This window comes from Arthrobacter monumenti (assembly GCF_054511255.1).
On the sequence record NZ_JBTNCY010000001.1, the window covers coordinates 547,576 to 568,301 of the forward strand.

At 63.5% G+C, this 20,726-nt stretch carries 18 protein-coding genes, 1 tRNA gene and 1 pseudogene; 4 read left to right on the forward strand and 16 right to left on the reverse strand.

Annotation, left to right across the window (positions count from 1 at the left end; all coding sequences use genetic code 11):
• Positions 1-2: 2 nt before the first annotated feature.
• The 8 genes from prfA to ACX80B_RS02670 form a co-directional block, all read right to left on the reverse strand.
• A complete protein-coding gene (gene prfA / locus ACX80B_RS02635) occupies positions 3-1,082 on the reverse strand; it encodes a peptide chain release factor 1 (RefSeq protein ID WP_459292721.1) in 1,080 nt (359 codons plus the stop codon).
• A gap of 124 nt (positions 1,083-1,206) precedes the next feature.
• Positions 1,207-3,528, reverse strand: a complete 2,322-nt coding sequence (gene rho, locus ACX80B_RS02640; protein WP_459292723.1) for a transcription termination factor Rho — start codon at positions 3,526-3,528, stop codon at positions 1,207-1,209.
• A 268-nt stretch (positions 3,529-3,796) separates the two neighbouring features.
• The gene (thrB, locus tag ACX80B_RS02645; RefSeq protein ID WP_459292725.1) at positions 3,797-4,774 is read right to left on the reverse strand and encodes a homoserine kinase; all 978 of its coding nucleotides are present in this window, start codon (positions 4,772-4,774) and stop codon (positions 3,797-3,799) included.
• Positions 4,775-4,785: 11 nt separating this feature from the next.
• Positions 4,786-5,886 (reverse strand): threonine synthase, encoded by a 1,101-nt coding sequence (gene thrC, locus ACX80B_RS02650; RefSeq protein WP_459292727.1) that lies wholly within the window; start codon positions 5,884-5,886, stop codon positions 4,786-4,788.
• Positions 5,887-7,269, reverse strand: a complete 1,383-nt coding sequence (locus ACX80B_RS02655) for a homoserine dehydrogenase (protein ID WP_459292729.1) — start codon at positions 7,267-7,269, stop codon at positions 5,887-5,889. It abuts the gene before it with no gap.
• 9 nt (positions 7,270-7,278) lie between these two features.
• Complete coding sequence (gene lysA / locus ACX80B_RS02660) at positions 7,279-8,718, reverse strand: diaminopimelate decarboxylase (protein WP_459292731.1); 1,440 nt, start codon at positions 8,716-8,718, stop codon at positions 7,279-7,281.
• Complete coding sequence (argS, locus tag ACX80B_RS02665) at positions 8,718-10,376, reverse strand: arginine--tRNA ligase (RefSeq protein ID WP_459292733.1); 1,659 nt, start codon at positions 10,374-10,376, stop codon at positions 8,718-8,720. The genes lysA and argS overlap by 1 nt, the downstream gene beginning before the upstream one ends.
• 296 nt (positions 10,377-10,672) lie before the next feature.
• Positions 10,673-11,971, reverse strand: a complete 1,299-nt coding sequence (locus tag ACX80B_RS02670) for a CynX/NimT family MFS transporter (RefSeq protein ID WP_459292735.1) — start codon at positions 11,969-11,971, stop codon at positions 10,673-10,675.
• 258 nt (positions 11,972-12,229) lie between these two features.
• On the opposite strand from ACX80B_RS02670, the gene ACX80B_RS02675 reads away from it, so the two are divergent.
• Positions 12,230-14,041, forward strand: a complete 1,812-nt coding sequence (locus ACX80B_RS02675) for an Ig-like domain-containing protein (protein ID WP_459292737.1) — start codon at positions 12,230-12,232, stop codon at positions 14,039-14,041.
• Between the two features lie 180 nt (positions 14,042-14,221).
• Positions 14,222-14,297 (forward strand) — tRNA-Arg (locus tag ACX80B_RS02680).
• 72 nt (positions 14,298-14,369) lie between these two features.
• Here the strand turns inward: ACX80B_RS02680 and ACX80B_RS02685 are convergent.
• Positions 14,370-15,002: pseudogene (locus tag ACX80B_RS02685) on the reverse strand (DUF5701 family protein).
• Between ACX80B_RS02685 and ACX80B_RS02690 the strand changes: the two are divergent.
• Entirely contained in the window at positions 14,895-15,134 is a 240-nt protein-coding gene (locus ACX80B_RS02690) for a hypothetical protein (RefSeq protein WP_459292875.1), read from the forward strand. The pseudogene ACX80B_RS02685 and the gene ACX80B_RS02690 sit on opposite strands and share 108 nt — an antisense overlap.
• 94 nt (positions 15,135-15,228) lie before the next feature.
• Here ACX80B_RS02690 and tsaA read toward each other — a convergent pair whose 3' ends face one another.
• The 5 genes from tsaA to ACX80B_RS02715 form a co-directional block, all read right to left on the reverse strand.
• Entirely contained in the window at positions 15,229-15,699 is a 471-nt protein-coding gene (tsaA, locus tag ACX80B_RS02695) for a tRNA (N6-threonylcarbamoyladenosine(37)-N6)-methyltransferase TrmO (protein ID WP_459292739.1), read from the reverse strand.
• Positions 15,700-15,760: 61 nt separating this feature from the next.
• Positions 15,761-16,411, reverse strand: coding sequence for an alpha-ketoglutarate-dependent dioxygenase AlkB family protein (locus ACX80B_RS02700; protein WP_459292871.1), 651 nt, complete (start codon positions 16,409-16,411; stop codon positions 15,761-15,763).
• Between the two features lie 34 nt (positions 16,412-16,445).
• Positions 16,446-17,066, reverse strand: a complete 621-nt coding sequence (locus tag ACX80B_RS02705) for a methylated-DNA--[protein]-cysteine S-methyltransferase (RefSeq protein WP_459292741.1) — start codon at positions 17,064-17,066, stop codon at positions 16,446-16,448.
• Positions 17,063-17,542, reverse strand: a complete 480-nt coding sequence (locus tag ACX80B_RS02710; RefSeq protein ID WP_459292743.1) for an RNA polymerase sigma factor — start codon at positions 17,540-17,542, stop codon at positions 17,063-17,065. Before ACX80B_RS02710 ends, ACX80B_RS02705 begins: the two co-directional genes overlap by 4 nt.
• A gap of 71 nt (positions 17,543-17,613) precedes the next feature.
• Positions 17,614-18,111 (reverse strand): methylated-DNA--[protein]-cysteine S-methyltransferase, encoded by a 498-nt coding sequence (locus ACX80B_RS02715; protein WP_459292745.1) that lies wholly within the window; start codon positions 18,109-18,111, stop codon positions 17,614-17,616.
• Between the two features lie 123 nt (positions 18,112-18,234).
• Here ACX80B_RS02715 and ACX80B_RS02720 point away from each other — a divergent pair, with 123 nt between their 5' ends.
• Positions 18,235-18,888: an SDR family oxidoreductase gene (locus ACX80B_RS02720; protein ID WP_459292747.1), complete on the forward strand. Its 654-nt coding sequence runs from the start codon at positions 18,235-18,237 to the stop codon at positions 18,886-18,888.
• Positions 18,889-18,996: 108 nt separating this feature from the next.
• Here ACX80B_RS02720 and ACX80B_RS02725 read toward each other — a convergent pair whose 3' ends face one another.
• Together ACX80B_RS02725 and ACX80B_RS02730 are read right to left on the reverse strand one after the other, a co-directional pair.
• On the reverse strand, positions 18,997-19,791 hold the full coding sequence (locus ACX80B_RS02725) for an ABC transporter ATP-binding protein (protein ID WP_459292749.1): 795 nt from the start codon (positions 19,789-19,791) through the stop codon (positions 18,997-18,999).
• Positions 19,778-20,704, reverse strand: coding sequence for an ABC transporter permease (locus ACX80B_RS02730; RefSeq protein WP_459292751.1), 927 nt, complete (start codon positions 20,702-20,704; stop codon positions 19,778-19,780). Before ACX80B_RS02730 ends, ACX80B_RS02725 begins: the two co-directional genes overlap by 14 nt.
• Between the last annotated feature and the right edge of the window lie 22 nt (positions 20,705-20,726).

Below are 20,726 nucleotides of genomic sequence, written 5' to 3' on the forward strand. Positions count from 1 at the left end.
GCCTAAACGTTCTCGCCCAGCGCACTCAGCCGCGACTGCTCATCCAGTTCGATGGCGGACTGCACGACCGGTTCCAGGTCGCCATTCATCACTTGGTCCAGGTTGTAGGCCTTGTACCCGGTGCGGTGATCGGCGATCCGGTTCTCCGGGTAGTTGTAGGTGCGGATCCGCTCGGAGCGGTCCATGGTCCGGACCTGCGACTTGCGGACCGCCGAGTTCGCCGCATCCAGTTCCTCCTGCTGGGCGGCCAGGATCCTGGCCCGCAGCACACGCATGCCGGCCTCGCGGTTCTGCAGCTGCGACTTCTCGTTCTGCATGGCCACGACGATGCCGGTGGGAAGGTGGGTAATGCGGACCGCGGAGTCCGTGGTGTTCACAGACTGCCCTCCTGGGCCGGAGGAACGATAGACGTCGATCTTGAGGTCGTTCTGGTTGATGTCGACCTCTTCCGGCTCATCAACCTCCGGCAGCACCAGCACGCCGGCGGCCGAAGTGTGGATCCGGCCCTGGGATTCCGTCACCGGAACCCGCTGGACGCGGTGCACACCGCCCTCGAACTTGAGCCGGGCGAAGACACCCTCGGCAGGATCGTTCGAGGATCCCTTTATCGCCATCTGGACGTCCTTGTAGCCGCCCAGATCGGATTCGGTGGAGGAAATGATTTCGGTCTTCCAGCCGCGCTGTTCCGCGTAGCGGGTATACATCCGCAGCAGGTCTCCGGCGAACAAAGCAGACTCGTCGCCGCCCTCACCGGCCTTGACCTCGATGATGACATTACGGCCGTCGTCGGGATCACGTGGAATCAGCAAGCGGTGCAGGCGTGCCTGGGCTGCCTCGAGGCCGGCTTCGAGGACCGGCACTTCAGCGGCGAACTCCGGGTCCTCATCCGCCATTTCCTTCGCGGCGGCCAGGTCATCCTCGAGTCCGTGCCATCGGTTGTACGCGTCGACGATTCCGTTCAGCTCCGCATAGCGGCGGCCCAGCTTCTTCGCTTTCGCCTGGTCAGCGTGCACCGCCGGATCCGCCAGCTGCAGCTGAAGCTCGGCATGCTCATCCAGCAGGTTGTGTACTGACTCAAACATTTTCTATTCCTCTTCCGTGACCACCATCGCCTGTAACTGACATTTAACCGACAAACGAGGCGGCAGTCAGTGCTGAAATGAACAGGTCATAACAGCACCGACTGCCACCTCGATGAGAGCGGCGCTAATTGTCGTTCTTGGAGCCCAGGGTTGTCTTCTGCACCTGCATCAGGAACTCGACGTTGGACTGGGTGTCCTTGATCTTGTTCGTCAGCAGTTCAAGAGCCTGCTGCAGCTCGAGTCCGGACAGAACCCGGCGGAGCTTCCACATGATCTTGATTTCGTCGGGCGAGAGCAGGTTCTCCTCGCGGCGGGTACCGGAGGCGTTGACGTCCACGGCCGGGAAGATGCGCTTGTCGGCCAGGGACCGAGAAAGCCGCAGTTCCATGTTGCCGGTGCCCTTGAACTCTTCGAAGATGACCTCGTCCATCTTGGACCCGGTCTCCACCAGCGCGGTGGCCAGAATCGTCAGCGAACCGCCGTTTTCGATGTTGCGGGCAGCACCGAAGAACCGCTTGGGCGGATACAGCGCGGCGGAATCCACACCACCGGACAAAATACGGCCCGACGCCGGTGCGGCCAGGTTGTAGGCACGTCCCAGGCGGGTCATCGAGTCAAGCAGTACGACGACGTCCATCCCCATTTCCACCAAGCGCTTGGCGCGCTCGATGGAGAGTTCGGCAACGGTCGTGTGATCGTCGGCGGGACGGTCGAAGGTCGAAGCAATAACTTCACCCTTAACCGTGCGCTGCATGTCCGTGACTTCCTCGGGACGCTCGTCCACCAGGACCATCATCAGGTGGACCTCAGGGTTGTTGACGGTGATTGCGTTGGCAATTGCCTGCAGGATCAGCGTCTTACCGGCCTTCGGCGGGGACACGATCAGGCCACGCTGGCCCTTGCCGATCGGCGCCACCAGGTCGATAACGCGGGGGCCGATCTTGTTAGGCTCGGTCTCCAGGCGCAGGCGCTCGGAGGGGTACAACGGCACGAGCTTGGAGAAGTCGGTCCGCTGCTTCTGGCTTTCGGCCTCCTGGCCGTTGACCGTATTGAGCTTGACCAGCGCATTGAACTTCTGGCGGTTGCTGCCGCCCTGGTTCTCGTTGTCACGCGGTGCACGGATGGATCCGGTGACGGCGTCGCCCTTGCGCAGGTTGTACTTCTTTACCTGTGCCAACGAAACATAGACGTCGTTCGGTCCCGGCAGGTAGCCGCTGGTGCGCACAAAGGCGTAGTTCTCCAGCACGTCCAGGATTCCGGCCACGGGCAGCAGCACGTCGTCCTCGGTTACCTCGGTCTCATCGACCTCGGGTCCCTGGCTGCGGCGTCCGCGGCGGTCATTGCGGTCGCGGAACCTGTCGTTGCGGTCATTCCGGTTACGGTTGCGACGGTTGCGTCCACCACGGCCGTCGTTATCGTCATTGTCGTTCCGGTTCCGGTTGCGATCCTGGTTCCGGTCCTGGTTCCGGTCCTTATTACGGTCCTTATCCCGGTTGTCGTCGCGGTTCTTGTTGTTATCCCGGTTGTCGTCGCGGTTCTTGTTGTTATCCCGGTTGTCGTCGCGGCTCTTGTCGCGATCGCCGTTATCCCGGTTTTTGCCCCGGTTGTCGCGGCCGCCGTCGCTGTTATCGCGGTTGTCGCGCTCGACGTTGTCGCGGCCCCGGTTGTCCCGGTCGCGCTTATTCTCGTCGGTGCCGCCCTCTGTGGGCTGGCCCTCTGTGGGCTGGCCCTCTGTGGGCTGGCCCTGTGTGGGCTGGCCCTGTCCGTCCGGACGGCCCGACCCGCTTGGCTGGCCCTGAGTGGCCTCGGCGCCGTCGCGATCCTCACCCTTACGGCTGCGGCCGCGTCCGCCGCGGCGGTTGCCGCCGTCGTTCTTGTCGCCCTCGTTCTTGTCGCCCTCGGAAGGAGTCGACTTCCCGGCAGCGGTGCCTTCGGCGCTGGATGTGTCCTGCTCGCTGGGCTGCTCGGAGCCCGAGGCAACGAGGCCATCGCTTCCGGCGCGGCGGTTGCGGTTCCGGGTGCGCGGGGCACGCTGGCCGCCGTCGCCCGACTCGTTTCCACCCTGCTGGTCCTGGCTCTTGCCGGACTTGTCCCGGTCAGCCTTGCCGGCAGTCTGGTCCTCGGTCGCCTGCTTGGCGGCCGGAGATCCACCCTGGCCGCCATCGCTCCCGGCGGTGCCGTTGCTCTCAGACGTGCCGTTGACGCCTGCGCCGGACTTGGCCGGCTTCGCCTCGCGGTCTGCGACTGCGCCTCCGCGCTGATGATTGGAAATAGCAGTCACCAGATCGCCCTTGCGCATCCTGGAACCGCCGGTAATGCCGAGTTGCCCGGCCAGAGCCTGCAGCTGCGCAAGCTTCAAGCCGGCGAGGCCATTACTTTTATTGCCCTCAGCCGAGGCAGTGTCTTTGTCCACACCTGCTGTAGTCAGGTCAGTGGTTTCTGTCACGAAGGATCCCTTCCCCCTCGATGGCGATCCTAGAGAAGGATCGCGGATTGTGCCCTGGCGCCGGTCAGATATGCGCACCAGAGTTCGGGTTTGAATAACAAAGCCGATTGATTCGTCAAACACCTTGCCGAAGGCGATTGCCTGCAGTGGCGCAAAGAGCACATGCGGAACGTTGCGCATTCCATGACAGGCCTAGAAAGGTGGCACCTCAGATCGGTCATCTGATCGTGGCGGGTTGAGACCCTCATTCCAGAATGACTGACGGTTATTACCGTTGGTGCACTTCCACTTTAGCACCTTCACCGGCAACTTTCAGTTCATTCACGCGCCAGTCTTGTGCCGTGCCGGACGATTCCAGCATTTCCAGAAGCTCTGCAGCTGCCGCCTCCGCCTGCCGAGGTCCGTCCGTCAACGTCAACACAGTTGGTCCGGCGCCGGAAATCGTCGACGCGAAACCCTTGGCGCGCATTCCCTGCATCAGCGTGGCGCTGGGAAGCATGGCGGAGGCGCGGTAGCCCTGGTGCAGGCTGTCCTCGGTACCCTCCAGCAGATAGGACGGATCCTTGGTCAGGGCATGCACCAGCAATGCGGTCCGGCCGGAGTTGGCTGTCGCGCTCTGGTGCGAGACGGAATGTGGCAATAATGCCCGCGCCGTGTCGGTGGACAGCGCGGTGGCGGGAATTGCGACGACGGGAATCACCTGGGGCAGGACGTCCACTTTGATGGTGCGGTAGCCGGTTCCGGCATGCCACGAAATGGCCAGGCCTCCATTGAGGGAAGGCGCCACATTGTCGGGATGGCCCTCCAGATCCGAACACAACCGCAGCACTTGTTCGTCACTGAGCCGGGCGGATTCGGGAAGCAGCGCATTCGCCGCCAGGGCACCGGAAACTATGGCCGCCGCGGAAGATCCCAGGCCACGGCCATGCGGAATGGCATTTTCGGCCCGCAGTGCGACTCCGGGAGCGGCACAGCCGGCCTGCTCCCACAGCTTCATCATCACCCGCATCACCAGATGGGTTTCGTCGGCAGGGACGCTGTCCGCCCCTTCGCCTGCGACGTCGATCCTGACAGCGCCCGCCGCCTCCGGCGAGTCGTCGGTGGTGACCGTCAGTGTGTCGTAGAGGCCAAGGGCAAGACCCATTGTGTCGAAGCCCGGACCCACGTTGCCGCTGCTGCCCGGAACCCGCACGGTGACCTGTTGTCCCCCTGCGACCTGGGCGCTTGGCGCGCTAAGCGTGCTCATCGAAATCCCATTCATTCCAAGCCCAATGCGGAGGCGACGCTGACGACGTCGAAATCAACCCGCACCGGTTCGACGTCGCTGCCGTCGGCGTTGCGCAGGGCCCACTGCGGATCTTTGAGACCGTGCCCGGTCACCGTCACGACAATCGTTTTCGACTCCGGAACCTCACCGGCGGCGTGCTTCTTGAGCAGACCGGCCACGCTGGCGGCCGAGCCTGGTTCGACAAACACGCCTTCCTTGGCCGAGAGCCAGCGGTGTGCCTGCAGGATTTCCTCATCCGTGACCGAGTCGATCAAACCGCCGGACTCATCCCGCGCCGCAATAGCTGAATCCCACGAGGCAGGGTTTCCGATCCGGATGGCGGTGGCGATGGTGTCCGGTTCCGTCACCGGATGTCCGAGCACCAGCGGTGCGGAGCCGGCCGCCTGGAAACCCCACAGTGTCGGGGTCTTCGTGGATAACGGGTCCAGGGTGCGGCCGCCGTCGTTCTCCCACGGCTGCGAATACTCCTGGTAGCCCTTCCAGTACGCAGTAATGTTTCCGGCGTTGCCGACGGGCATCACATGGATATCGGGTGCATCGCCGAGGTAGTCCACCACCTCGAAGGCCGCCGTTTTCTGCCCCTGGATGCGGGCCGGATTGACGGAATTCACGAGAAAGACCGGATAGGTCTCAGCCAGTTTGCGGGCCACCTCCAGGCAGTTGTCGAAGTTGCCGTTGACCTGCAGCAATGTCGCCCCGTGGGCGATCGCCTGGCTCAATTTGCCCATCGCGATATTGCCCTCGGGCACCAGCACCGCACAGGTAAGTCCCGCCTGCGTGGCGTACGCCGCGGCTGAAGCGGAGGTGTTTCCGGTCGAGGCGCAGACCACTGCTTTGGCACCGGATTCGACGGCGGCGGTGATCGCCATCGTCATTCCGCGGTCCTTGAACGAACCCGTAGGATTCATTCCTTCGACCTTGAGGTAGACGTCCGAACCGGTCAGGTTCGACAGCGCGGGGGCATAGACCAACGGGGTGCCGCCTTCGCCGAGCGTGATCACCCGGGTTTGATCGGTGACGGGCAAACGGTCGGCGTATTCGCGGATTACCCCGCGCCATTGGTGCGCCACTTAGACTCCTTCGACCCGCAGAACGGATGTAACGGCATTAACTGGTTCGAGCTGTTTGACCGCCTCGACGGTCCTGGACAAGGCCGCGTCACGTCCGCGGTGGGTGACAATCCGCAGCTCCGCGGTCGGCTTCGCTTCCTGATCGGCTGTTGCGGCCGCGATTCCGGAGGTGTGCGGGTGCATGCTTTGGCGCATGGTCTCGATGGAAACCCCGTGGTCGGCGAAGACCTGCGCGATCTTGGCCAGCACGCCGGATTCGTCGGCCACGTCGAGCCCGATGTAGTAACTCGTCTCCACGCTCCCGATCCCGCGCGACGGCAACCGGGCGGCGGCGCTTTCGGTCCGGCCAGGGCCGCCAAGCACAATACGCCGTGCCGCCGAAACCACGTCACCCAAGACGGCGGAGGCGGTCGGCGTTCCGCCGGCACCCTGACCGTAGAACATCAGCTCGCCGGCGGATTCGGCTTCGACGAAGACCGCGTTGAAGGCACCGTGCACGGCGGCCAGCGGATGCTCTCGTGGCAGCAGTGTCGGGTGGACCCGCACGCTGACGCCGCGTCCGCCGTCGTCCGCTCCGACAGCGCCGCCGTTCTGTTCGGCACTGCCAGTCGTGCCGGCGTCGTCCTGCAGTTCACAGATGGCCAGGAGTTTAATGACATAGCCCGCATCCTTGGCGGCCGCGATGTCGTCGGCGGTCACCGAGGTGATGCCCTCGCAATGCACCTCGGAGCGGGGGAAGCGGGTATGGAATGCCAGCGAGGCCAAGATGGCGCCCTTGGCTGCGGCGTCGTGCCCCTCGATATCCGCCGTCGGGTCCGCCTCGGCATAACCGAGCGCCTTGGCATCGGCCAGCGCGTCGTCGAACTGCGCACCGGTGGTGTCCATCTGGTCCAGGATGTAGTTGGTGGTGCCGTTGACGATGCCCAGCACGCGGGTGATCTTGTCTCCGGCCAGGCTGTCGCGGATCGGCCGCAGAATCGGAATCGCACCGGCGACGGCGGCCTCGAAGGACAGCTGTACACCGGCCGCGTCGGCTTTTTCATACAGCGTCGGACCGTCCTCGGCCAGCAGCGCCTTGTTTCCGGTCACCACCGACGCGCCGTGTCCAATGGCGGAGAGCATCAGGGTGCGCGCCGGTTCGATTCCGCCCATCAACTCGATCACGATGTCCGCGTCCTGCACCAGCGATTCGGCGTCCGTGGTGAACAGCGACTTGTCCAGTTCGACCTCACGCTCGGCGTCGAGATTCCGGACGGCAATGCCGGCCAGCTCGAGCCGCGCCCCCACCCGGTCGGTGAGCGCGTCGGAGTCGTCCCTCAAAATGCGTGCAACCTGTGAGCCGACGCTGCCGCATCCCAGCAGGGCTACCTTCAGTGTGTCCATATCCAGCTCCTATCCGCAGTCCCGTGCCAGCAGGTCTTGTTCGGTTTCGCCCCTGATGATCAGCCGCGCGGCGCCGTCTTTCACGGCAATGACCGGCGGGCGGGCGATGTAGTTGTAGTTGCTTGCCAGTGCCCAGCAGTACGCTCCGGTACCCGGTACCGCGAGCAGGTCCCCGTCCGCGGCATCGGCGGGCAGGTAGACGTCGCGGACCACGATGTCGCCGCTCTCGCAGTGCTTGCCGACGACCCGCGAGAGGGTCGGTTCCGCCGTCGAGGCGCGGGAGGCCAGGGTGGCAGAGTAATCCGCATCGTAGAGCACCGGCCGCGCGTTATCGCTCATGCCGCCGTCGACCGAAATGTACCGGCGGGGGAAGCTGCCGGTACCGGCGTCGACCTGGACCTGCTTGGTGGTTCCGGCCCGGTAGAGGCTAAAACCGGCAGGCCCGGAAATGGCACGTCCAGGCTCGATGGAGATCCGCGGCACCTTGATGTTCAGGGCTGCGCAGGTGTCGTGTACGACGGCGGCCATTGCGTTGGCGATTTCGGCTGGCGGGCGCGGGGTGTCGGCCTCGGTGTAGGCGATGCCATAGCCGCCGCCGAGGTCCAGCTCGCCGAGGGCAACACCATGTTCGGCCTGCACCGCGGCAAGGAAACCAAGCAGGCGTTCGGCGGCGACGGCGAAGCCCTCCGGCTCGAAAATCTGCGAGCCGATGTGGCAATGCACGCCGAGCAGGTCGATCGAGCCGGCGGCCAGCGCGGCAGCCACCGCCCGGCCGGCCGGTGACGCGCCGTCGTCGTCCGCCGCCAGCGAGAGGCCGAATTTCTGGTCCTCATGCGCGGTGGCGATGAATTCGTGCGTGGAGGCATGCACGCCGGGAGTGAGCCGCAGCATCACCTTCGCCACGCTGCCGCGCCCGGCCGCAATGCTGGCGAGCCGCTCCAGCTCGTCCAGGCTGTCCACGACGATGCGGCCCAGGTCCATGTCGAGCGCACGGTGGATCTCGGCGTCGGACTTGTTATTGCCGTGCAGGCCCAGCAGTTCCCCGGGCAGGCCGGCGCGCGCCGCAACGGCAAGTTCGCCGCCGGTGCAGGTGTCCAGCCGAAGCCCTTCCTGCTGTACCCAGCGGGCGACCTCGGTGCAGAGGAACGATTTTCCCGCGTAGTAGACGTCCACTCCCCCGCAGAGTTCGGCGAAGGCGGCGTCGAACGCATCCTTAAAGGAACGCGCGCGGGCGCGGAAGTCGGTCTCGGAAATCACGAAGACCGGGGTGCCGAATTCGGCGGCCAGTTCGCTGACCGGAATGCCTGAGATGGCCAGTTCGCCGGTTTCGTTGCGCGCGACATCCTGCGCCCAGAGCTTGGTCTCGAGCCGGTTGACATCCTCCGGCAGGCTGAGCCATTGCGGCGCGAGTGGCGACTTCACTGCGGTGGTTGTTTCCTGGTTCATCATCACATCCGGTGCGGGGCAGAGACGCCGAGCAGGCCCAACCCGTTGGCGAGGACCTGGCTGGTGGCGTCATTGAGCCACAGCCGTGTGCGGTTCAGGTCGGTCACCGGTTCATCGCCGACCGGCGCCACGCGGCAGGAGTCGTACCAGCGGTGGTACGCGCCGGCGATGACCTCCAGGTGCCGAGCCAGCCGGTGCGGTTCCCGGAAGCTTGCGGCATGGGCGAGCACCGACGGGTAAGCACCCAGGTGGGCGAGCAGCTCGGATTCGGTCGGGTGGTCCAGCGCACCGGCGTCAAAAGCGGAACGGTCGACGCCCGCCGATTCGGCATTGCGTCCGACGGCCTTGGTCCTGGCATGGGCGTACTGGACGTAGAACACCGGGTTTTCATTGGTGTGCTTGGTCAGCAAATCCAGATCAATGTCGATGTTGGAATTGGCCGAAAAACGGGTCAGCGCGTACCGGGCGGCGTCCACGCCGACGGCGTCGACCAGATCCTCCATAGTGACAACCGTTCCGGCGCGCTTGGACATCCGCACCGGCTTGCCGTCCCTGACCAGGTTCACCATCTGGCCGATCAGCACCTCGACGGTGTCCGGATCGTCGCCGAGCGCGGAGGCCGCGGCCTTGAGACGTGCCACGTAACCGTGGTGGTCGGCACCGAGCATGTAGACAGCCAGGTCGAAACCACGGCTGCGCTTGTTGGCGTAGTACGCGATGTCGCCCGCGATGTACGCGGCGGTGCCGTCCGACTTGATGACCACGCGGTCCTTGTCATCGCCGAAGTCCGTCGACTTCAGCCACCACGCGCCGTCCTCGAAGTACAGGCTGCCCGACTCCTTGAGCTTCTCCAGCAGTCCGGATACGGAGCCGTCCGAGTGCACTGAATCCTCGTGGAAGTAGACGTCGAAGTCCACTCCAAATTCGTGCAGCGATTCCTTGATGTCCGAAAACATCATGTCCACGCCAAGTGCGCGGAAACGTTCCTGCGCATCGGCGTCGTCGAGCTCAAGGATTCCCGGCTCCGCGGCCATCACCCGGTTGGCGATATCCGTGATGTACTCGCCTGCGTACCCGTCGTCCGGGGCGGGGTCGCCCTTGGCGCGGGCCAGCAGAGAGCGGGCGAAGCGGTCGATCTGCGCGCCGTGGTCATTGAAGTAGTACTCGCGGGTGACGTCGGCGCCCTGCGACGAGAAGATGCGCGCCAGTGAATCCCCGACGGCGGCCCACCGGGTGCCGCCAAGGTGGATCGGTCCGGTCGGGTTGGCCGAGACGAACTCCAGGTTGATTTTCCGGCCTGCAAGGGCGTTGTTGGTTCCGAATGCCTCGCCTTGTTCGACAATGGTCCGCGCCAGTCCGCCGGCAGCGGCTGCGTCAACCGTGATGTTGAGGAAGCCCGGACCGGCGATATCGACCGCTGCGACGCCGTCGATATTGCCGAGCTTGGCGCTCAGTGCTTCGGCGATCTGGCGCGGCGGGACGCCCGCCGGTTTGGCCAGCTGCAGGGCAACGTTGGTGGCCCAGTCTCCGTGCTCCCGGTTTTTCGGTCGCTCCACCCGCACCTGTCCGGGAACGGCCGACTCCGGCACGGTGATTTCACCGGCGTTGATCGCGTCGTGCAGGCAGGAGGTAATTGCGGCTGAAAGTTCTTCTGGGGTCACCGTCCAAGCCTACCTGCGCGACAGGGACGTAAAGAATTCGACCCTGCAGTGTGACAGCAGTTTTCGTCAGGCACAGCTCGCTGTATCCGTGCTCGGGGTATCCGTGCTCGGGTCAGCACGTTGGCCGCCGCACCACCCTCCGGTCAGTCCCCAAACTGCAGTTACCGCCATCGAATCAGCACATAAGCCGCGAGTCAGCCCGCTGCAACCCCCTACCTGACGGCTAAGGCGCTGATTCGCGGCTTGGGGACGATGATTCGAACAGGTAAGGGGCTGATTCAGGGAAATGGCCGGACTCAGGGTTCGCGGACGACGCCGGGTCCGTCTTCGAGCATGATGGGCCGGCAGGCGACAAAGGCTCCGCCACCGAGCAGCACCAATGTCGCGCCGAGGAACGCGAAGGAGGCCACCCAGCTGCCGGTCTGGGCCTCCAGGATGCCGAACAGCAAGGGACCGGCGCAGGCGATTGCGTAGCCGACACCCTGGCCGAAACCGGAGAGTGCGCCCGCGCCGACGTGGGTCCGCGTGCGGAGGTTGATCAGGACCAGCGCGAGCGGGAACGTACCCGGCCCGAGTCCCACCAGCACCACCCACAGCCAGGTTATCTCCGCCGGCACCAGCAATAGCCCGGTATAGCCGGCCACGAAGCAGGACAGGAATACGCCGACGACGGGGAACGGGTTGCGCATCCGCGCGGCGAAGATCGGCACCATCAGGCTCAACGGCAGGCCGAGGATCCCAAACAGGGCGAGCATGCTTCCGGCCTGCGAGGCGGACAATCCGGCTTCGGTAAGCATTTGGGGCAGCCACGCGAACATGGCATAGGTCTGCAGCGACGTGCAACCGAACATCAGGGTCAACCCGAGGGCCAGCGGCGACTTCCAGAGGTTGATCCGCAGCCGTTCGGCGCCTGCCTTTGGCGGAACCGTTTCACCCTCCGCGGGTTGGTCCGCCGCAGGCTCCTCTGTCCCGGCATCAAGAGGTGACGGCCGGCGTCGTCGTTCCAGTCCCATGGTGATCCACGGGACCGCCGCGACCAGGCTGAAGACTGCCCACAGTCCAATCGAGAATCTCCAGTCGGTGGCATCGGAAACGGGGACTGCGAACTGCGGCGGAAGTGCGGTGCCCAAAGCCAACGAAGTCGAATACAGGGCGGTCAGCAGGCCGATCTTGTCCGGAAAATACTTCTTGACCAGCGGCGGCAGCAACACGTTTCCGGCGCCCAGGCCCGCCAACGCGACCACCGTCAGGATCATGAACGGAACCGTGTCGGAGACGAGCGCCCGTGCAATCTGGCCCAGCACCGCCGATGCGATTGCGATTCCGAGCAGCTTCTCCAGGCTCGCCCAGCGCACGACGTACGGGGTCATAAAACCGAAAACCGCGAAGGTCGCCGTCGGCAGCGTGCCGAGGAGTCCGATCATGGCGGCCGAGAGCGCAATATCCTCGCCGATCTGGCTGATCAGCGGCGAAACAGCCGTCACCGCCATGCGCAGCGTGATCCCGAAGAGCAGGATGCCGGCCAATACTATGAGCCGTCCGCGGAAGCGGCCGGGTTCCCCTATCGGGAGGCTGGAAGCAGACGATGGGGACACCGTCTGAGCCTACAGTCGGAGCTCAGGGCAACCGAAATGTTGCAGCTGTGCCATTAATCGCACGGCACCGCCAAAGCCTCGGCCCAACCCTGTCATGGAAGCGCGCGCAGTCACTTAGGTAACGGTGGCCGCAGCAGACGAATTTGCCAAGGTTTTTCAATGGTTTTGCGCCTACAACATCTATCAACACCGTGGACTCGTCACGGAGTTGGCCCGGCCTCTGGGTATGGCCGGGCGCCTTCTGAAAGGTAAGACGCCATGTTTTCTTCAACCCATTCACCCTCGTCCCGCATCGGCGCCGGCTCCCAACGGCAATCAAACCGAAGAAGCAAAGACAAACGTCATGGTCCGCCTCGCTGGCTGGCCGCCGTTAGCGCCGGGGCCATGCTGGCCACCGGGATCGCTCCACTGGCAATCAGCCCCGCTGGCGCCGCAGCCGCCGGGATGGGGCCGGTCGATCCGCAGACCGGTTACCCGGTCTGGTATTCCGATGGAAGCGTTAAACTGCAGCTGTGCTACATGGCCGAAGCTGGCTGCCTCTCCGAGCCGCCGAACCCGGCCGTACCCGCCTCATATCCGGATAACTTTCCCGAGGAGGCGTTCTGGTTCGCAGCAGAAGCCAGCGCGGGGAAGCTGGGGCTCTACGAAGCTGCGCTGGAAGCCGCCCACGCCAACGACGTCGTCCGCAAGGGCGAACAGATGGGCTTCGCACGGTTGCGGTTCAGGCTCAACGATCTGGTGGCAAATAAGTCCTACAAGATCACCCATCCCTATGGGGTGAATACCTTCGTGGCGGAACCGGATGACAAGAATCCCGCCGTCGGGTTCATCAAGCAAACGCTCGACGTCGGAGATTGCGCTCCAACTGCCACCAGGCCTTGCGACTGGGCTGGTGTAGGTGAAAGTTTCCTCGGCGACTACACCACCGGCTCGACGGCGAAGTTCCTCAAGCAGGTCGGTGCGGCACCGGGGACGCTCGGCAGCATCACTGCCGCCCGGCCGGTCACCGGAGCTCCATCGGGCACCAATGCGGTGATTGTCACCGGGCCCAATGCCGGTGGACCCGGAGTCAATTCACTGACCGTCAATACGTTCACCGTGCAAGGCTTGATCTTCAACGGAGCCGACGGCGCCCCGTCCACCCCCGATCTTAGAGCGGCCAGTGATACCGGCCGGTCGAGTACGGATAACATCACCAAGGACACCACCCCAACATTGGGAGGAACGGTTCCGGGCCTCGGCGCAGCGCCTGCCACCGTCCAGTTGATGGTCGACGGCGCCGCCACAGCGGCAGCAACGACAGCCACCGTGAACGGACGCTACTCTGTGGCCTTGCCTAAAGCCCTCGCTGCAGGCACCCACAAGGTGAAGGCCCGGATCGCCAACCCGGCCTACGCCATCGACCCTGCGACCGGTGCTCCCACCAACCCGGCAACACCGAAGTATCTGGTTTCGCAGACGCTGACCTTCACGGTCGACACTGCGGCGCCTCCTGTGAAGATTGGAACGTCCCGTCCATCGCATCCATCCCTGGACCGGACCCCGACCTTCAGCTTCAGCAGCACCGATCCTGCGGCATCGTTCGCTTGCCAACTGCTGCCGAGCAACAGGGCCTGGGACAACACCTGCGCATCACCGAAGACCTATGACGCGCAGATCAATGGGGACTACACATTCAAGGTACGTGCCACCGACGCGGCCGGTAACACCAGCTTGCCTGCCACCTACGCCTGGCGGATCGGACGCGCGGATACCTTCGTCCCGAAGGTCATCAGCCGGGCGCCCGGGTCGAATGCAACAGGCGTTCTCAGGAAGGCAAACACCACCGCCGAGTTCAGTGAACGAGTCGGCGGCATCACCGGCACGTCCTTCACCCTGAAGAAGGCTGCCACCGGTGCAAAGGTGTCCGCCACTGTCAGCTACAACGCGGCAACCCGGACGGCGACCCTCAATCCGAGCACCACTCTGGCAGGAAACACCCGTTTCACCGCCCGGTTGAGCTCGTCAATCAAAGACAAGGCGGGTAACCCGCTCAAGATAACCAGCTGGACGTTCACCACCAAGCGGTAAGCGGTCAGTACTGACACATCCAGATCCAGATGCGGTCCCCGGCCTGCCACAGCGGCCAGCCGGGGACCGCATCCGTGAAGCGCCGTCATAGAGGACACGGAATATTTCCCGGTTACAGACCAGCGCCCACACCTGCTAAGCTTTTTCAGTTCCCAATTGATGCTGAACAGCCAGTATCAGGCCCTCGTAGCTCAGGGGATAGAGCGTCTGCCTCCGGAGCAGAAAGTCGTAGGTTCGAATCCTATCGAGGGCACCAATCGTGCGAGGCCCAGCCATGACACCGACAGATCTGGCTGGACGGTCCAATTCCATGGCTCATGAGCGGCCATTAGAGACCCGTCCTGCCACTGGATGAGGCGAAGCCCAGCCAGGTGTGGCGGTTACCGGCCCAGCACCATCCGACCTTCGGTGCGTTGCGGTTTGCAGCGCCGTACCGGCCGGTTCCGTTGCTGATCCACAGCGCCGGCGTTCTCGCGTCCAATGTGCCATTGGGTTTGCGCAGCCGGGAGGCGATGGTCTTCCGATTGAGGACCTCTGGTTGTTGAAGCAGCCACTGGATGCCCTCGCCGACGGTCAGGGGCGTACGTCCGCCGGCGGTGATGGCGGGCAGTGCTTCGTTGGGACTCTAGTTGACCATTTGGTCGCCCCGGTCGATGCCGTGCACGGCGTATAGAGGCCCCTCGGGCAGCGCGGCCTTCTCGATCGGCGCGAAGTCGTCTACGTCGGGCATATCGACAACGACGAACCCCCGTTTTCCGCCACGCCGCAACAGCGGTGCAAGTCCCGACGCGGGTGCCCAGCCGGGATGGATGACCAATAGCGCGCCGGCAGGTGAACCCACGTTGGCTAAGTTGTGAAGGTCGCGGGCCCTCAGCCCCGCGACCTCGTGCACACCGAGCTCGATCAATCGCTCGGCCTGCTGATCAAGTGGTGGCAGCGCGGTCTGCGCAACAGCCGGCATACGGGGCTCCAATCGATGAAGAGGCAGTACTACAACGCCGTCAATACAGCATTGGTTCCGACGACGCCTGGTCCCGGACCTGCTGCACCGCTTCTCAAGGACCACAGCGCCTCAGCGGCGCCAAACCGCTAACGATGAAGGACAGAGTCATCACCGTGGCCGCGGCGGCGGTGGCTTGATGTGACCGCTGTTGCGTGATGCGGTCAGTTGAGTGCTGACCCCAGTCTCAGCCGGTGTAGTAGTCGGCCATGAGCTGGCTGCTCCACTCGGGCTCTTGTGTCGGGTGCGGGACAAGGACGGTCATGACGGGTTTAATGTCCAGTATTGGTGTTCCGTCGACGGCATCCAGACCGCGCACGCGGAGCCAAGTGTCGCCGAGTTCGACGATCTCGCAGGCGCTGACGCCGATAGGGTTGGGCCGATTCGGTCCGCGGGCGGCGAAGACGCCGATAAGCGGCATGTCGTCCCGACCCCGCGCCCGGGCCGGCTGCGCGTAGGAGGATCGGCGGGTGACTTGGTCGAACCAGAACAGGACCTCGACGTGGGAGAATCCCTCGAGGCCCCTAAGCGACTCGCTGCCCAAGGCATCGTTGAGGTCGATGCGGGCTACGACGTCTCCCCACCCTGTGGTGTTGTTGGTGTCCTCGCGGGGTGAAGAGACGGAACCGATCGGTTCGACATGCATGGGCGTATCCATTTCGATGTGGCTCCTGGTTAGTGTGTGATTGCTGGGATGCCGCGATCCTACATCTACAGCGTCATTCCATCCCCGTCACACGCATGGTGATATTGATCCTTCCTTGGCTGAGTCCCGTCTGCGGATCAGCCGTTCCCGGCAGGGTCTTCGGTACACCGTGGTAAGCGAAGCGCGATGGCCCGCCGAATACGAACAGATCCCCGGACATCAGCTCGACGTCGGTGTACGGCTTGTTCCGGTTTTCGGTATTGCCGAACCGGAAGAGGCAGGTATCGCCGATGCTCAGTGACACCACTGGATCGCTCGCCTTCTCGTCCTTGTCCTGATGCATTCCCATTTTCGCCGCGTCGTCGTAGTAGTTAATCAGGGCCGTGTCGGGCGCATATCCGTCGCCGGCTGCCGGATCGAGATAGGCGTCGACCAGCGCTTGGCGCCCAAGCTCGATCATCCAGTCCGGGACTTCGGCAACCCGGCCGCCACCGGCGTCGTCGGCTGTCCTGGTGTATTTGTAGGGTTGCCAGTGCCACCCAAGACACACTGTCCTGACCGACATTTGGTGTCCGCCGGGCAGCCGGGCAGACCGCATCGGGACCGGGCCGACAGCCCAGCGCCGGCATTCTTCGACAATCGCCCGCTGCCGCTCAATGCTGAGCCACGCTGGTACGTGCACAGCTCCTGGCGCGATTTCGGTGCGTTCCCGCGGCAGCAGCATCCCGTTCACGACTCCCCCAGTTTATTTGGCGATTTCATGCCGCCTCCAGCGTCAACAGTGTGCGCTTGGCTTCGGGACCCCCAACATAGCCGCCCTGACTGCCATCGGAACGGACCACCCGGTGACACGGAACGACGACGGGAAGCGGGTTGGTGCCGCAGGCGGTTCCGACGGCACGTACCGCTTTAGGATTGCCCGCCAGCCGGGCAAGATCGCCGTAGCTGGCCGTGCTGCCGTAACCGATGTCCGGCAGGTGGGACAATACGTCGCGCCGGAAACCGGACGATAGGCGGAGATCCAGTGCCAGCTCGAACTGGCTCCGGTCCCCCGTGAAGTATTCGTCAAGCTGGCGGGCAGCATCATCGAGCCGGGCTGGAGCCTCCAGGACACGGGGGCTGATTTTTTCCGCCAGGCGATTCAGAACCGCCTGGTGGTCTTCGCAGGCGTAGGCCACGCGCACAAGCCCGAGCTCTGTGGCGGCGAGCAACAACGGCCCAACCGGTGTATCGATGATCCGGTAGGCGACATCCAGCAGGTCCGCTGCTGCCGCCACTTGCACCAAGCGGGCGTGGAGGCGCCGGTTCGCGTCGTCGTCGTTCCTGTTCAACACGTCCAGGACGCCGCCGGGCAGTTCCGGTGTGGGTTGAGTATTCATGCGGAATCTCCCTGATAACTCTTGCGAAGGGTTTTGAGACCGTCGGCCGCCGCCCGGCGGGCGGCTGCTTCAGAATTGCCGAGCAGCCCGGCGATGCTGGCGTAAGGCAATCCAGCCAGATGGCGGTAAGCGAGCGCCTCGCGCTGCTTCAGCGGCAGCAGCTTCAGCGCCTCCCACAGTTCCCCATCGGCGGGCTCCGGAATGCCGTCATGGCTGGGCCTCTCCGGCAGATCTTCCACAGGCAGCGGTCTGCGGGCGGCCGAGCGGTGCTGGTCGATCGCCTTGCGTTTGGCAATCGTGACCAGCCAGGCCTCCACATTGGCCGCCGGGTCGAGTTCCGGATAGGCCCGCAGTGCGGCCAGAAAAGTCTCCGACCAGGCATCTTCGGCATCGTGGTGGCCGAGGACGGCGCGGCAGACCCGCAGCACGGTTGGTCCGTGCTCGGTGACGATCTGCTCGAATGGTTTCAGTCTCACACCCGGTAGACGTCCTTGGCGCAGGGTTCGTGAGAATCGCTGGCTGAATATTTCATTGTTCGTAGCTCCGCCTAGAACAACGCGAGTGTGTCGACCCGGGCAGGATTTTCCAGTCCCAGCAGGAACTTCTTCCGCTCCAGCCCGCCTGCATAACCTGTCAGCGACCCATCGGCGCCAACCACCCTATGACAGGGAACGATGATGCTGAGTGGGTTGCGTCCATTGGCAGCTCCAACCGCCCGGATGACCGACCTGTTGCCCAGCTGATCTGCCAGCTGCCCGTAGGAGCGCGTCTCGCCATAGGGAATTTCGGTCAACAGCTTCCAGACCTTGCGTTGGAAGCCGCTCCCGGCCGGTGCCAGCGGCAGCGTAAATGTGCGCCGCTCACCGGCGAAGTATTCCGCCAATTGGCCGGTCGCGTCTTCGAAGCCTGCGCTGCCCTCATCACCGAACGTACCGGCGTCGGGCATGTGCGTATGTTCCTCCATATATACGGCGCTGAGGACGCCATCCGTATTGACCAAGGTCAGAACGCCAATGGGCGAGTCGATGCTGGTGTGCGTTCTCATGTCTCTCCTTAACGGACCGGGCCTGGCTCCATTCTGCCAGTCCGCACTAAGCCATTGGCTGAAGTGGCACAGCCGGGATGCTCCGCCTGCTTACTGTTGGTGGGAAGCATGGAAGGAGTAACTATGTCACGCATAGCCATTATCGGAGGTCATGGGAAAGTTGCCATGCACCTCGCGGAAATTCTCACCGGCGGAGGCCACCAGGTCAGTTCGCTGTTCCGCAATCCGGATCACAGCAGCGACGTTGAAGCCACCGGTGCGACGCCGGTTGTTGCCGACGTCGAGCATCTCTCCACCGCGGAGATTGCCGGCAAAATCGAGGGCCATGACGCCGTGGTGTGGTCGGCTGGTGCCGGCGGCAGCGGCGCAGATGCCACCTACGCTGTGGACCGCGATGCCGCAATCCGCTCAATGGACGCGGCCAAACTGGCTGGCGTGGACCGCTATGTGATGGTCTCCTTCATCGGCTCCAGGAAGGATCACGGCATTCCGGAAAGCGATGGGCTGTTCGACTACGCGGAGGCCAAGGCTGCCGCCGATGATTACCTGCGGGACACCGATCTCTCCTGGACGATCCTCGGACCGGGCATGCTGACCGGGGATCAGGGAACCGGGCGGATCGAAATTGCCCAGGATCCTGCCTCGAATAAGGTGACCCGCGAGGATGTTGCCCGGGTCGCCGCTCTGGTCCTGGAGAAGCCACGAACCACCGGGAACTTCATCCCGTTCAACAATGGCGACATGCCGATTCAGGAAGCCATTGACGCCGCCTCCTGACGTGGCCGGCTGGGCGTCAAACCCCGACGGCGGCCCTGCAGCGCAATGCCGCAGGGCCGCCGTCGTCGGTTGTTGTGACGGTTTCAGGATCGCTACCTGAGTTGATTCCTACTGAAGGAGAGTCTCGTCATCCGTGAGCTTCTCGCCCTTGATGTTCTCGAACTCCTGCAACAGACCCTTCACGGTCATCTTCGACTTCCGCTCCTGATTGAGGTTGAAGAGGATCTTTCCCTCATGCATCATGATCAGCCGGTTGCCCAGCCTCAGCGCCTGTTCCATATTGTGCGTGACCATCAAGGTGGTCAGCTTATGCCGGTCGACAATCTCCTGCGTCAGGCGTGATACCAGCTCGGCACGCTGTGGATCCAGCGCTGCCGTGTGCTCGTCCAGCATCAGCACCTTCGGTTCACTGAACGTGGCCATCAGCAGGGACAACGCCTGGCGCTGACCGCCCGAAAGCAGCCCCACCTTTGCCTTGAGCCTGTCCTCGAGTCCCAACTCCAGCGACTTGAGTTCCTCACGGAAATTTTCCCGCTTCTTGTTGGTCACCCCGATCGAGAATCCACGCCGGTTTCCCCGCTCATAAGCGATCGACAGGTTTTCCTCGATCGTCATGTTCGGCGAGCTTCCCGCCATCGGATCCTGGAAAACACGGCCGATGTACTTCGCGCGCTGGTGGTCCGCAAGCCGGGTCACATCGTGCTCACCGATCGTCACCGAGCCTGTATCGGGAAGCAGCTTGCCGGAGGTGATGTTCAGAATCGTTGACTTGCCCGCGCCATTGCTGCCGATGACGGTAACGAAATCGCCGCTTTCGAGCTTCAGCGTCACATCGTCGAGGGCGACCCGCTCATTGACCGTTCCGGCGAAGAAGGTCTTGCTGACGTCCCTAATTTCCAACATAGCTGCCCCTTGCCTTCGCACTGTCTTTGGTCTTCTTCAAAGTCCGGTATGTCGGCATCTTCTTGAAAAACTTCCACTGCGGCAGGATCAACGCCAGGATAACCAGCACCGAGGAAATGAGCTTCACATCCGAAGGATCGAACCATTCGATCCGCAGCGCCAGCGTAATGAAGACGCGGTACGCGATGGCACCCAGGATCACGGCCAGCGTGGAGATGAAGATCAACCGGCTGCCGAAAACAGCCTGCCCGATGATCACCGACGCCAATCCCACCAGAATCAAACCGATACCCATACTGATGTCGGAGAAGCCCTGGTACTGGGCAATCAAGGCGCCGCAGACTGCGACAAACCCGTTCGAGAGCGCCAGACCTAGGATTTTCATCCGGTCCGTGCTGACCCCGAAACTGCGGATCATTTCCTGGTTGTCGCCGGTCGCCTGCATCGCCAGTCCCATATCGGTGTGCAGGAACCAGTCCAGGAACAGCTTCACCCCGATGGCCACCAGGGCGAAGATCGCAATCGATACCCAGGTGCCCAACCATCCATTTTCCCGCAACGGCGTGATCAGCGTGTCCTCCCGAAGGAGTGGAATGTTGGCACTGCCGCCCATGATTCTCAGGTTGATCGAGTACAACGCAATCATCGTGAGAATACCGGCCAGCAGACCGTTAATCTTTCCCTTGGTATGGAGAAGACCGGTGATCACGCCCGCCACCATTCCGGCGATGAAAGCCGCGATGGTGCTCAGGAGCGGGGGCGCTCCATTGACGATCATGATGGCCGCAACAGAGGCCCCAGTGGTGAAACTCCCGTCAACCGTCAAATCGGGGAAATCGAGGATGCGAAAGGTCAGGTAGACCCCTAGAGCCATAATCGCGTAGATCAGCCCTAATTCAACAGCTGTAAACATTGACTACTTACCTTTAGTTCCT

What these genes read in the sequence shown, in the direction of transcription:
- prfA (WP_459292721.1), bottom strand. Translation starts at nt 1,082, where the DNA reads ATGTTTGAGTCAGTACACAACCTGCTGGATGAGCATGCCGAGCTTCAG.
- thrB (WP_459292725.1), bottom strand. Translation starts at nt 4,774, where the DNA reads ATGAGCACGCTTAGCGCGCCAAGCGCCCAGGTCGCAGGGGGACAACAG.
- ACX80B_RS02655 (WP_459292729.1), bottom strand. Translation starts at nt 7,269, where the DNA reads ATGGACACACTGAAGGTAGCCCTGCTGGGATGCGGCAGCGTCGGCTCA.
- lysA (WP_459292731.1), bottom strand. Translation starts at nt 8,718, where the DNA reads ATGATGAACCAGGAAACAACCACCGCAGTGAAGTCGCCACTCGCGCCG.
- ACX80B_RS02675 (WP_459292737.1), top strand. Translation starts at nt 12,230, where the DNA reads ATGTTTTCTTCAACCCATTCACCCTCGTCCCGCATCGGCGCCGGCTCC.
- tsaA (WP_459292739.1), bottom strand. Translation starts at nt 15,699, where the DNA reads ATGGATACGCCCATGCATGTCGAACCGATCGGTTCCGTCTCTTCACCC.
- ACX80B_RS02700 (WP_459292871.1), bottom strand. Translation starts at nt 16,411, where the DNA reads ATGCTGCTGCCGCGGGAACGCACCGAAATCGCGCCAGGAGCTGTGCAC.
- ACX80B_RS02705 (WP_459292741.1), bottom strand. Translation starts at nt 17,066, where the DNA reads ATGAATACTCAACCCACACCGGAACTGCCCGGCGGCGTCCTGGACGTG.
- ACX80B_RS02715 (WP_459292745.1), bottom strand. Translation starts at nt 18,111, where the DNA reads ATGAGAACGCACACCAGCATCGACTCGCCCATTGGCGTTCTGACCTTG.
- ACX80B_RS02720 (WP_459292747.1), top strand. Translation starts at nt 18,235, where the DNA reads ATGTCACGCATAGCCATTATCGGAGGTCATGGGAAAGTTGCCATGCAC.
- ACX80B_RS02725 (WP_459292749.1), bottom strand. Translation starts at nt 19,791, where the DNA reads ATGTTGGAAATTAGGGACGTCAGCAAGACCTTCTTCGCCGGAACGGTC.
- ACX80B_RS02730 (WP_459292751.1), bottom strand. Translation starts at nt 20,704, where the DNA reads ATGTTTACAGCTGTTGAATTAGGGCTGATCTACGCGATTATGGCTCTA.